Source organism: Arthrobacter sp. 9MFCol3.1 (genome assembly GCF_000620385.1).
Classification (GTDB): Bacteria; Actinomycetota; Actinomycetes; order Actinomycetales; family Micrococcaceae; genus Arthrobacter.
Window position 1 is genome coordinate 149539 of the sequence record NZ_JIBJ01000006.1, and the last position, 11999, is coordinate 161537.

Here is an 11999-nt window from a genome sequence, read left to right on the forward strand (position 1 = left end):
GGGCTCAGCGAGGTGCCACCCCGTCAGTTGGCGTATTGGGCCCAAGGGATGTTCCAGTCCCCGAAACCGTCATCGAAGTTGGCGTACTCCCCCTCGGTGTTCACCACCTGGACGACGTCGCCGGTGGTCATATTGTCAAAGACCCACTTCGCGCCGTCCGGACCCAGGCCGATGCAGCCGTGGGAGAGGTTCAACTTGCCGATGTAGGGCATCGCGGACTCCGTGGCCTGGTGGATGAATTCCCCGCTGGGCGTCAGGCGCGTGGCGTAGTTGACGTCAAGCTGTCCGTAGTAGGCCGGGTCCCCCGGTTTGAGCCCGATCGTGGAGGCATCCATGTGCTCCACCCGGTGCTTCTCCATGAACACCAGGAAGCCCCGTGCCGACGGGAACCGGGTGTCGCCCATGGTCGCCGGCCAGCGCCCGGCCGGCTTGTCGTTGACGCTGACCGAGAACGTATGGGCCTTGGCGTCGGCAACGGCCACCTTCTTGTCGCCGATGTGGACCGTTACGGTCTTGTTGAAGTTGCCGACCTGCCCGTTGCCGAGCTCGACGCCGAACAGCTTCATGTCCATGGTGATGGTGCTGTTCGCGGCCCAGAAGGCCTCCGGCCGGTACCTGACAGTGTTGTTGTTGAACCAGTGGAAATCACCCACCTGGCCGGACGTCGAGGTGATCTTGATCGCCTTTTCGACGGCGTCCCGGTTCAGGACCGGCTCGCTGAAGGTGACCTGCAGGGGCTGGGCCACACCCACCTTCATCCCGTCCAGGGGGTAAATGGCGGCGTCGGCCTCGTTGGCGGTCGAGACGGTGGTGAACGCGCGCGTGCTGTGGGTCTCGCGTCCCGCGTCGTCCACCACGGAGTAGGTGAAGTTGTACCGCGTGTTGAACGTCAGGTCGCCGGAAGACGTCCAGGCGGACCCGTCCGGACCCAAGGTGCCGTCGACGGCGTCGCCGCCGTCACTTGTCAGGGCCACCCGGTCAATCCGGCCGTTCGTGACCTTGAGGGAAACCGGCGCCGCAGGGTTGACCTGCTTGGCGCCGTCGGCGGGCGTGACGGCCAGTTCCGCGGGCGCCACCACCGGGACGGCGAGTCCCGGCGTCGTCCGGGCCGGGGACCCGGCCTCGGAGGAAATCCCGGACTGGGCCAGCCCCGGAGCCGCCGCGGCGAAGGCTCCGCCGCCGGCTGCCAGGGCGCAGAGCACCCCCAGCAGGGCGATCTTTCGGCCGGTGCTCCAGGTCTTCAGGGCCATCACAGGACCCGGGCGTTTCCACACGTCATCTTGCCAGCATAAGCGAATTACCTTGGAACCCCGGCCCGATTCGACCACGATCCGGTTACAAAAGTGCCCCCAAAACGGTCACAACAAAGGGCCCCGGACCTTCGTCCGGGGCCCTTTGGGAGGGTTTCCTAGTATCGGTAATGACCGGGCTTGTACGGTCCGGCCACGTCGACGTCCAGGTACTCGGCCTGCTCCTTGGACAGCTCTGTCAGCTCCACGTCGAGGGCACCGAGGTGCAGGCGGGCGACCTTCTCGTCCAGGATCTTGGGCAGGACGTACACCTGGTTCTCGTATTCACGCTCGCCCTCGGGCTGGCCGGCCTTCGTGAACAGTTCAATCTGGGCGATCGTCTGGTTGGCGAAGGAGTTGCTCATGACGAACGAGGGGTGTCCGGTGGCGTTGCCCAGGTTCAGCAGGCGGCCTTCGGACAGGACGATGATGGATCGGCTGCCCTTTCCCGTGGCCGGGTCTGCTTCGAAGACCCACTCGTGCACCTGCGGCTTGATCTCGACCTTCTTGATGCCGGGGACCCGTGCCAGGCCGGCCATGTCGATCTCATTGTCGAAGTGGCCGATGTTGCCCACGATCGCCTTGTCACGCATCGCGGCCATGTGCTCGGCCATGATGACGTCCTTGTTGCCGGTCGTGGTGATGAAGATGTGGCCTTCGCTGAGGACGGATTCCAGCTTGGCGACCTGGTAGCCGTCCATGGCTGCCTGGAGCGCGCAGATGGGGTCGATCTCCGTGACGATCACGCGCGAACCCTGGCCGCGGAAGGCCTCCGCTGCGCCCTTGCCCACGTCGCCGTAACCGCAGACGACGGCGACCTTGCCGCCCATCAGGACGTCGGTGGCGCGGTTGATGCCGTCCGGCAGGGAGTGGCGGATGCCGTACTTGTTGTCGAACTTGCTCTTGGTGACAGAGTCGTTGACGTTGATGGCCGGGAAGAGCAGTTTGCCCTGCTCCGCCAGCTGGTACAGGCGGTGCACGCCCGTGGTGGTCTCCTCGGTGACGCCAAGCAGGAGGGCGCCGATGCGGGTCCACTTCTGCGGGTCGGCCTCGAGGGAGGCGCGCAGCACGTCCAGGAACACCCGGCCTTCCTCGGACTCGTCCTCGGCGGCGGCGGGGACGGCGCCGGCGGCCTCGAAGTCGACACCCTTGTGCACCAGCATGGTGGCGTCGCCGCCGTCGTCCAGGATCATGTTCGGACCCAGCTCAGGGTTGGCGTCGGCGCCCGGCCAGGTGAGGATCTGCTGGGCGGTCCACCAGTACTCCTCCAGCGTCTCGCCCTTCCATGCGAAGACGGGGACGCCCTGGGGGTCCTCGACGGTGCCGTTGCCGACCACCACTGCGGCAGCGGCTTCATCCTGGGTGGAGAAGATGTTGCAGGAGGCCCAGCGGACTTCGGCGCCGAGGGCGGTCAGGGTCTCGATCAGCACCGCGGTCTGGACGGTCATGTGCAGCGATCCGGCGATCCGGGCGCCCTTGAGCGGCTGGCTGGCGCCGAACTCCTCGCGCAGGGACATGAGTCCGGGCATCTCGTGCTCGGCGAGGCGGATCTGGTGGCGGCCCGCCTCGGCCAGGGAAATGTCCGCAATCTTGTAATCGAAAGTCATGTGCATCCTTTGTTGTGGCCGGTGGCATTGCGTGCCTGGTGCTGGTGATTCTGGATTTGAAGTATCTAAGCAGTCATTCGGTGCCGCGGGCCTCCCCGATGGGTGCCCGGCAGCGATCTTGCGGGCCGCTATTCGGCGGCGTGGCGCGGGGCGGCGGCGTGCGGGCCGGCGTCGTGCTGATCAGCGGCCGCGGCCGCAGCGGCGGGCAGCAGTTCCGGCGGCAGCAGCAGCGGGATGCCGTCCTCGATCTTGTACCGCAGCTTGTTTCCGGCGCCATCTGCCGTGACGGTGACGAGCTCGTCGCCTTCCTGCACCAGGCCGGAGCCGGTGACGGGGCATCGCAGGACAGACAACAGTTCGGAACTGAGCTTGGGCATGGTGAACGCTCCCTGATGGGCGCCGCAACAGGGCGCCGGTGGCTAAGTGGCTGACGGCTTTTTGCAGTTTCCACCCTACCGCCAGTTGGCGGCTTAGGAAGGTTCGCGCAGGACGCGCAGATGTCCCCGCCGGGCGCCCTCGGCCGGGGCCGGGGCTTCCAGCGCCGGGTGCAGCGTGCGCTGCCCCTTCGCCGTTTCCGCCGCAGCCGGACGGGAGGCCGCCTCGCGGACTGCGTTGGCGAGGGCCAGGAGATCGTCGGGGCCGGGACCGGCCGGGGTCGCGGGCATAGCGAGCCGCATGACTTCCCAGCCGCGCGGCACGGTCAGCGAGTCCGCGTGCTGTTCGCACAAGTCGTAGCAGTGCGGTTCGGCGTACGTCGCCAGCGGGCCCAGGACGGCTGTGGAGTCGGCGTAGACGTACGTCAAAGTGGCCACCGCAGAATTGCGGCAGGCAGACCTAGAACAAATACGAATTGCACCCACGACATCACAGACTACTCCCCCTCGGACCGGGGGCTGTGCATTGAAACGGCGGTGGTTGTGCCGCGGCGGGGCCGCGGCGGGGCCGCGGCGGCGCGGCGGCGGCGCGGCGGCGGATCGCCGTCGGGGCTGTATCGCGTATTTCATTGCGCGGGTTTAGAGTCAAGATATGCAGTCATCGCACCACGATTCGGGTTTCACGGTCCGGTTGGCTGACCCCGACGCCGGACGCACAGGCGCCGGTTCCGGCCCCGCCGGCGCGCCTCTGGCCGGGTCGCCCGCCGCTGTCCAGGCAAAGAGCTTCCGGCAGCGCCGCAGGAACCGGCACGGCCGGGGCCTTCGCGGTGAGCTCATGCTCCCCACCCTGCCCGGGTACCGGACCCGTTCCGACCGCTTCGATGACTTCGTCCTGGACTCGGCCCAGCGGCTGCACGACATCTGGGGCAAGCCGCTCGACGGCGTCCGCTTCGCCGTTGACGAGATCCCCCCGGGCCTGGAGCAGCTCGTGGCGGACCGCACGCCCGCGCCGATGGGCGCCTTCACGGCAGCGACGGCCGAGGACGGACCGGTCATCACGCTGTACCGCCGGGTCGTGGAGCAGGCGTGCGGAACCCGGGACGAGCTGCAGGACCTCGTGCACGACGTCGTCGTGGAATACACGGCCGAGATGCTCGGCGTACCCCCGGAGTCACTCGACCCCGTCTATCGCCGCCGGTATTAGCCGGAGCCGCGCCTGACGTCCTGCCCTAGTAGCCCTAGTAGCCCAGCGTGACGGGTACCTGCCGCTGTCCTGCCGCTTCCGGTGCCAGCGGCACCGCGGAAATGTCCTGCCGGCCGTCCCGCGCCAGGACCAGTGCCCCGTACGCCGGTTCCCCGGCGGCGGACACCACATAGCCCACGAGCGGCGAGCCGCCCACGTCCGCGGGGATCTTGATGGTCGTGGTGGTTCCGCCGGCAATCTCGGCGGTTCCTGCGGTCCGGATCTTGCCGTCCGCCGTGATCGGGGTGTAGGTCACTGCCGCGCCGCCGGCAGGGGCACCGAGGACGAGCTGCCGGTCTCCGGTGCGCGGAACCGCAACGATGTGCTGGCTGCCCAGCCGGGCCGAGGCGGCGGAAAAGGCGATGTCCGCCGCGTCCCCGGACTGCAGTCCCCGCGTGAGCCGGGCTGTGGCCGCGAACGAGACGTCAGAGCTCGCCGCCACCGTGTAGGTCCCGGCCGGGACCCCGGCCAGGGAAACTTCCGTGACCGCGCCGGCCTTTGCCGTGACCACCCCGCCGCCGGGCAACGCTTTCTGGCCGTCCGGACCGTACAGCTTGATCTCGACCACGGCGTCGGCGGCACCCGGCACGGCGACTTCCAGGGCCGGGCCCGCGTCGGCGAAGCCGGGCTTTGCCTTGAGCGCGGCCAGCGCCGCGGGGTCCTGGATTTCGAGACCGGTGGCCACCTGGCTGACGGATGGGGCGGTGCCGGGAGTGATGAAGTCGACGCCGCCGGGCGTGAGGCCGCGGAGCACGCTTTGCTGGATCACGGCGGCCACCGGGCCGCCGGTGCTGCGGACCCGCACGCCGAGCCGTTCCTGTCCCGGCGCGAGCCCGGCCAGGATTATGGAGCGGGTGGTGCCGGGTGCCACCAGCAGGCCGCGGCTTCCGGGAGCCTGGATCGGGCCCTCGGCGCCAAAGAGGTCCAGGCTCACGGTCGCCGGCGTGCTGGAGGCATTGGTCAGGTTCAGGACTGCCGACCGGCCGAGGGCCGTGTTGGCGCCGACCAGCCACAGATCGTTGCCGGGTTGCTGGCAGGCGGCGGCCGCGGAACCTTGCAGGTCCCCGTCCTCGGCCGTGTAGCTCAGGACGGCGCCGGCAGCTGCCTGGTGGTTGTTTTGGGCATCCGCGCTGAGGACGCTGATGTTGTCCACCTCGCGCTGGGGCACGACGCCGGCGACCAGCACGGGCGTGCGGGCCGCAGCCGCGGAGGCTGGGGGCGCGGAAGCTGTGGGCGCTGCGCCCGGCGCGATTTCGGCGAGGGCAGCACCCTTCAGCGGGGCGAGCCGGCTGCCGGGGATGATGCCCGCGCTTGAGCCGAGCACGGCAGCGCTGACGGCCGTCTTCGCGGTGGCGGATTCCGGACTGAACTGGGGGTCGGTGCCCACAGGGGTGCCCTCGAGCAGCCGGGCCGGACCCGGGCAGACCCCTACGCTGCTGCCGGCCGGAACCGCGGCGACGGGGGCCTCAAGCTGCCTGCTGGCGGGGCTTTGGGGCGTCAGCGACGCCGCCGACACCAGGCCCCCGCCCGCGGCAACGAGGGCGGCCGCGGAGAGGATCCCGCCGATCACTCCGACCCGAGGCAGGCCCCGCTTCCGCCGCGACGGACCCGTCTCGGTTTCGGTTTCTTTTTCGTTGTCGCCCTTAGACATGCTGGTGTTCCTTACGCAGGGAGGCTTCGTCCCTGGACAGGCCGGTGTTGGACCGGCGGGCAGGCATGGGCACGGCCAGGAGGACGGTCAGCCCGATCATCACGGCCTGCGCAAATCCGATCAGGACAGCCCACGGCGCTTCATAACGGATGCTCAACTGGCCGCCCTGGGCCGGCAGCGTGAAGGCCTGGGACCATCCCGACGTCGTTGAGGTCAGGCGGCGCCCGTCGAGCCAGGCGCTCCAGCCCGGATCGGCCCGCTCGGCGAGCACCACCAGGCGGCCCTCGGGGCCGGCCGGGACGGTGCCGGCGGCCGAGACTTCTTCCGAAGGGAGCAGGCCGATGGCGGTGCCGCTGCCGTCCACCACACGGACCCGGTGCGCGACGTCGGAGTCCGTGATGCCGGGCCGGCCCAGCGGGCTGACCCGCCAGAGCCAGCCCGTCCCCGTCTGGCCGACGGCGACGAGTCCGGGGACTGCGTCCATGCGGCTGGCCGTCAACTCGGAGGCGGAATCGGCGACCCGGAGCACGACAAAGCCGACGCCAAGCCGCTCGAGGTCTGCCCGCGGATCCACGCCTTCGCCGGCCACGATGGTGGCCACGACGTTCCGGAGCGATCCGGCGACGGCGTCGTCGTCGCGGACCGTCTCCTGGCCCGGCGCCCCCATGATGTTGCGGGCAGCGGCAATCGTTGAGAGTGCGTCCAGGGTGGTCCCGGCTCCGCGCATGAGTGTTGCGTCGAAGCTTCCGTCCTCGTTGCTGGCAATCAGGAGCGTCCTGGACTGTTCCGGGCCCTCGCCGCGGTCAACCGCCGTGGCGGGCAGGGTGCGGGCCTGGGCAGGCTGGACGAGCCTCGGGGTCCCGAGGCCGGCCGGTGCTGCGGCGGCCAGTGCCTGTGTTGGTGTCTGCGACGTGGGCTGCAGCAGGTTTTGTGCGGTCCACACGGTGAACCCGGCCAGTGGCGCGGCCAGCAGCAGGACCATGGATGCCGCGGCCGTGCCGCGGATCAGGATCTTCCGCGCCAGTCCGGTACCGGCGGTCCGGCCGGCGGCGTCCAGGAGTCCTTCGGCGGCGATCAGGGCAGCGCCCAGGAACGCGAACCCGGCCGCCGAAACAGCGGGGCCGGGGAACGGCGTGACCAGCACCTCGGCGCTGGCGCCGGAGGCGACATGCCCGGCGAGCCAGCCGCCGGCCAGCATCAGGACCGCCACGGCCCACAGGCAGCGTGCCGTCCGGGTGCGTCCGGCCAGCACAAGCCGGCGCGGCATGAACAGGGCGGCGAGGGCCAGCAGGAGCACCGGCAGCCCGAACAGCAGGGCCAGCAGCAGCGCCCACGGCAGACCGCCCAGCCCGGCGGAGCCCGCGGCGGACCCGCCGAAGGCGCTGAGCCCGGTGAGTCCGGCGCCGGCGTCGAAGTTCAACGGCTGGCCCAGGGCCTGTTGCCACAGTGGGGCGGCGTCGAAACCGAGCGGCAGGCCCGGGTCGGCCAGGAGCGCGCGCGGCCGGTCCAGGACCGAGAAGGCGAAGGGCAGGAACAGTGCCAGGCTGGGCAGGAGCGCCCACCACACCGTGCGGCCGCGCCGGCCCAACAGCACCCCGCAGAGGGCCACGACGGCCATGGACGGCAGCAGCAGCGAGGGCGCAGCGGCGGTGACCACGGCCAGGGCGAGGCCCGCGGCGGCCGCAGCCGTCCACGACGGCGTCCCGTTGACGCCGGGACGGGCGGCCGGCATGGGGGTGAGCCGTCCCTGGCCCGGGGCCGGGACGGCATGGACGCCGCGGCCCGCGGCGGTGCCGGTCGCCCGGAGCAGCGCCAGGACGAGCACCGGGATCATGACGTGCGCGGCCAAGGCGCCCAGCCGGCCCTGGTTAAGGGAAACCTGGAGTGCCGGCGCCGCGGCCCACAACAGGGCGGCCGCCAGGCGCAGCCTCCGGCGTGTGGTCAGGGCGCCGGCAGCGAACCACGCGCCCAGCGCGGACAGCGGCATGGCGAGGATCAACAGCCAGCCGACGCCGCCGTTGGCATCGCCGGCGCCGAGCACACCCAGCACCCACAGCAGGTAGCCGAAGGGGTCGCCGTGGCCCGGAAGGCCAGCGCCGAGACTGATCCACCAGGTGGAGGCATGGTTCCAGATTTCGGAGAGGCGCACTGAGACGGGGATCAATGCGCCACCGGAGACGGCCGGGGCCCGGAACAGGCTGAGCAGTCCCGTCAGGGAGACCGCCAGGGTCAGGAGGATGGCCAGCACCGCACCGCTACCCACCCAACCGCGGTCCGGGGTGGCGATGGAGGCGAAGTCGTCGGCGTCGCCAGTGTTGCCGGTGGGCTGCTCGGTCAGCGGACCGGGTCCTGTGGGTTCGTCGCCGAAGTCGTCGGCGCCGAGCGCCTCAATCAGGGAGCGCCGGTGTGCCCAGACCTCACGGCGCGGCGTCTGCAGCCCCTTCATGACGGAGCGCCTGATCCGGCGGGTGCGCGCGGCGTTGCGGCGTCCGCGGATCACCGCCGCCGGGCGCCCCAGCGCGCCAAAGGTTGCCAGCAGTTGGGTGAACCCGTGCCCCGGGTCCTTGACCGCAATGCTGAGGACGAGTTTGAAAAGGCTGCCCAGCAGGGCGCCGACCGCGTGCAGCGGGACTTTCCAGCCGGCCGCGTGCTTGAGCCGCAGGTGCACCTGTGCCTTGCGCGCGGCAGTCGCGTTGCCCAGGGCGTGGGGACGGTGCGAGACATGGAACATCCTGGCGCTGGGGACCACCACCACGCGGTGCCCGGCGAGGCGGTTGCGCCAGCAGAAGTCGACGTCGTCGCCGCTTCCCGGCAAGGCGGGATCGAAGCCCCGGAGCTCCTCCCAGATGTCGCGGCGGACCAGCATGCCGGCGGAATTGACCGCAAAGGTATCGCTGCGGCCGTCGTACTGGCCCTGGTCGAGCTCGTCGGCGTCGATCAGCGTCAGCCGCTCGGCCCAACGGCTCGTGGAGAGTCCGACGTCGATCAGCCGCCGCTCGGCATGCCAGTCCAGCTGCTTGCAGCCTGCCACCGTGACCGACGGCGCCCGTTCGACCGCACGAAGGAGTTCGGCCAGGGCCTCGGGTGCCGGGGCGGCGTCGTCGTGCAGCAGCCAGATCCAGTCGGCTCCCGGCACGGCATCGGATGAGCCCTCCGCAGGCCACGGCGCGAGGGCCGTGAGCCCGGCCATGACCGCTGCGCCCATGCCGGACCTGGGCTGGTCGAAGACAGTGACGTTGGCCTTGCCCAGTTCCTGTTCGAGGAGGGCGGCGGAGTGGTCGCGGGAGCCGGTGTCGACACCGATAACGGCGTCGGCCGGCCGCGTCTGGGCCGCCAGCGCCGCAAGGGTCCTGGGGAGAAAATCACCGCCGTCGTGGGCGACCACGACGGCGGTGACTCGTACTTCTTGAAGAATTAGACTGCTCGCTTCCTAAGCCGGCGCCGCTCGCGCTCGGAGAGGCCTCCCCAGATCCCGAAGCGCTCGTCGTTGGACAAGGCGTATTCGAGGCACTGGGAACGCACGTTGCAGGCGCCGCAGACTTTCTTGGCGTCGCGGGTAGAGCCGCCCTTTTCAGGGAAGAAGGCTTCGGGATCAGTCTGGGCGCACAGGGCATCGGTCTGCCAGCCGAGCTCGCCCTCGTCGTCGAATTCCTGCCGGGACGGCAGACCAATCCAGACGGGCTGCGCGGAGGTACCGGTACCGGGCGACTGCAGCTCCATCGGCGGGTCGAGGGGATCGGCGTCAAGATCCGGGCCGGCCAAGAGTTCGTCGTGCGCTGCGAGGAAGGCCGTGGCGGCCTCCTGCAGGGAATCCTGGGTGTGTTCGTTATAGCGGTCAGCCGCGTCCGGATCCGCCGGATCTACGTACCAGTCAGTCGGCACGCCGCGCGACCGGTATTTCGCCGTGGCCTGGCCGGCAACTACGGCATCTTCATGGATACGCTCTGCTAGCCCCATGGCGTCCCCCTCCTGATTTGCAGCCACTGCAAGACCCCCTTGGACACTCGGTTGAGTGCCGGTTTTTGTGCAGTGGCTTTAGATAACTAATTACACGCGTGTAAGTATCCGGGAGTCAAGCCACGGCGGAGATAATAATCAACTTGATACACAAAGTGGAGGCACGCCACGCCCGGAATTTTTTCGCCTCTCCCGCGAGAACCCGCGGAATAATCAGGGTACTGAGCACTTTCGGGGCTTTTCATTGAATTTTCGGGAAATTTTCCCACGCCCCGCGCGGAGCCCGCCGGACGCGGGAGCCGCCGGGGTGACGGACGTCACGGAGCGGGCGGTGGGATGGGCCGTGGCAAGATGAGGGCATGAGCATTCCGGCAATCGAACTGATGACAGCGCTGCGGTCCGGCCAGGCCACGGCGCCCCGGCTGACCTGGTACGGCCCCGATTCGGAACGGGTTGAACTCTCTGGCCGCGTGCTGGACAACTGGGTGGCGAAGACTTCCAACCTGCTGCAGGACGAACTCGACGCCGAACCGGGCATGCGGCTGCGCCTGGACCTGCCCGCGCACTGGAAGTCGGTGATCCTGGCCCTCGCGGCCTGGCAGCTCGGCATGGAAGTGGTTTTCGATGACGCGGAGGCGGACCTGCTGGCCACCGCGGACCCGGGTCCGGGCGCTGCCGCGGGCGGGTTCGACGCCGTCCTGGCCGTGTCGTTGCCGGCGCTGGCCATGCGGTGGACGGGCGAGCTGCCCAGCGGCGTCCTCGACTATGCCGCCGAGGTCCGCTCCCATGGCGACATTTTCATGCCCCACGTGGACCCTGAGGCGGAACGCCTCGCGGTCCGCACCTCCGACGGCGCAGCCCATGCGCATGCGGCACTCCTGGACGGTTTTGCCGCGGCCCAGGACCCCGGCCTGCGGCTGCTAGTTCCGGCGGCCGACGGCCTCGAAGCCGTCCTTGCGCAGTCCTTGGGAACCTGGAAGGCCGACGGTTCGGTGGTCCTGGTACACCCCGAGGTAGAAGTGACCGGCAAGCTGCGGGACGCCGAGCGCATCAGCGGGGACTGACCCCCAGGCACTGATCCCGGGCCACTGATCCCCAGGCACTGATCCCCCGGGCCGGCGGCTCCTTAGGACGGCGGGCCGGGCAGCTCCGGATCGTTGACGGCTTCCCTGCCGGCCGTCGTGGCAACGGGCTGAGCGTGCGGGTGCCGTTCGATGATCTCGTGGTCGTGCGAGAACTCCGGCTCTGCGTCGAGTTCCTGGTTGAACACCAGGAAGCGGTAGGCAAAGAACCGGACCACGGTCGCGACCAGGATGCCGACCACCCCGGCCAGGAAGAGCATGTTCTTGTCGGTGACCCCCATGCCGTACTTCGCGACGGCGGTGAGGCCGGTGGAGATGCCGATTCCGATTCCGTTGATGATGAGGAACATCACGAACTCGCGCAGCACGTTGGCCTGCCGGCGGTGCCGGAACGTCCAAAACCGGTTCGCAACCCACGAGAACACCGTCGCCACGCTGGCCCCGAAGAACCGGGCCTTGGCCTCGCTGTCGGTCATGGGACCGTGCATCAGGTAAAACGTCAGTCCGTTATCGATGACGAACGCGATGCCGCCGACGGCACCGAACTTGGCCACTTCGCGCCAGAACAGCGAGGCCAGCCCGCGCATGCGCTCGTTAAGTGTAGTAATCATGACCCTCCGTGGCCTTCTGGAACTGTCGGCCATTGGGCCAAACGCCCATTTTAGCGCCGTTTCCCGGGAGTCCGCCCTCAGCGGCCGCTCAGGCGGCCCGCTGCGCACCCGGCGCCAAGCGCCGGGCGGGAGGGTCCGGAACCCCCGCCCCGGCACCGTTCCCGCGCTTGCCAATCCCCAAAAGC

General features: G+C 69.6%; 10 protein-coding genes. 2 read left to right on the top strand and 8 right to left on the bottom strand.

The window, feature by feature from the left end; genetic code table 11:
• Window positions 1-23: 23 nt before the first annotated feature.
• The 4 genes from C560_RS0107785 to C560_RS0107800 all read right to left on the bottom strand — a co-directional run bounded on the left by C560_RS0107785 (window position 24) and on the right by C560_RS0107800 (window position 3756).
• Window positions 24-1250: a L,D-transpeptidase gene (locus C560_RS0107785; protein WP_026537762.1), complete on the bottom strand. Its 1227-nt coding sequence runs from the start codon at window positions 1248-1250 to the stop codon at window positions 24-26.
• 158 nt (window positions 1251-1408) lie between these two features.
• Window positions 1409-2896 carry an adenosylhomocysteinase gene (ahcY, locus tag C560_RS0107790; RefSeq protein ID WP_018774678.1) on the bottom strand — a complete coding sequence of 496 codons (1488 nt, stop codon included), beginning with the start codon at window positions 2894-2896 and terminating at the stop codon, window positions 1409-1411.
• 128 nt (window positions 2897-3024) lie between these two features.
• A complete protein-coding gene (locus C560_RS0107795; protein ID WP_018774679.1) occupies window positions 3025-3273 on the bottom strand; it encodes a hypothetical protein in 249 nt (82 codons plus the stop codon).
• A gap of 93 nt (window positions 3274-3366) precedes the next feature.
• Entirely contained in the window at window positions 3367-3756 is a 390-nt protein-coding gene (locus C560_RS0107800; protein ID WP_026537763.1) for a DUF3499 domain-containing protein, read from the bottom strand.
• A 166-nt stretch (window positions 3757-3922) separates the two neighbouring features.
• Here C560_RS0107800 and C560_RS0107805 point away from each other — a divergent pair, with 166 nt between their 5' ends.
• Window positions 3923-4474 (top strand): metallopeptidase family protein, encoded by a 552-nt coding sequence (locus C560_RS0107805; RefSeq protein WP_026537764.1) that lies wholly within the window; start codon window positions 3923-3925, stop codon window positions 4472-4474.
• A 34-nt stretch (window positions 4475-4508) separates the two neighbouring features.
• Here C560_RS0107805 and C560_RS0107810 read toward each other — a convergent pair whose 3' ends face one another.
• Genes C560_RS0107810 through C560_RS22980 form a run of 3 tightly spaced genes read right to left on the bottom strand, consistent with a single transcriptional unit; the run spans window position 4509 to window position 10121 of the window.
• Window positions 4509-6164: a DUF5719 family protein gene (locus C560_RS0107810; protein WP_026537765.1), complete on the bottom strand. Its 1656-nt coding sequence runs from the start codon at window positions 6162-6164 to the stop codon at window positions 4509-4511.
• Window positions 6157-9549 carry a glycosyltransferase family 2 protein gene (locus tag C560_RS0107815; protein ID WP_026537766.1) on the bottom strand — a complete coding sequence of 1131 codons (3393 nt, stop codon included), beginning with the start codon at window positions 9547-9549 and terminating at the stop codon, window positions 6157-6159. The genes C560_RS0107810 and C560_RS0107815 overlap by 8 nt, the downstream gene beginning before the upstream one ends.
• Window positions 9550-9578: 29 nt before the next feature.
• Entirely contained in the window at window positions 9579-10121 is a 543-nt protein-coding gene (locus C560_RS22980; protein WP_081801649.1) for a WhiB family transcriptional regulator, read from the bottom strand.
• 359 nt (window positions 10122-10480) lie between these two features.
• On the opposite strand from C560_RS22980, the gene C560_RS0107825 reads away from it, so the two are divergent.
• On the top strand, window positions 10481-11185 hold the full coding sequence (locus tag C560_RS0107825; RefSeq protein ID WP_026537767.1) for a TIGR03089 family protein: 705 nt from the start codon (window positions 10481-10483) through the stop codon (window positions 11183-11185).
• Between the two features lie 62 nt (window positions 11186-11247).
• On the opposite strand, the gene C560_RS0107830 is transcribed toward C560_RS0107825, so the two are convergent.
• A complete protein-coding gene (locus C560_RS0107830; protein ID WP_026537768.1) occupies window positions 11248-11814 on the bottom strand; it encodes a GtrA family protein in 567 nt (188 codons plus the stop codon).
• Window positions 11815-11999: the final 185 nt, after the last annotated feature.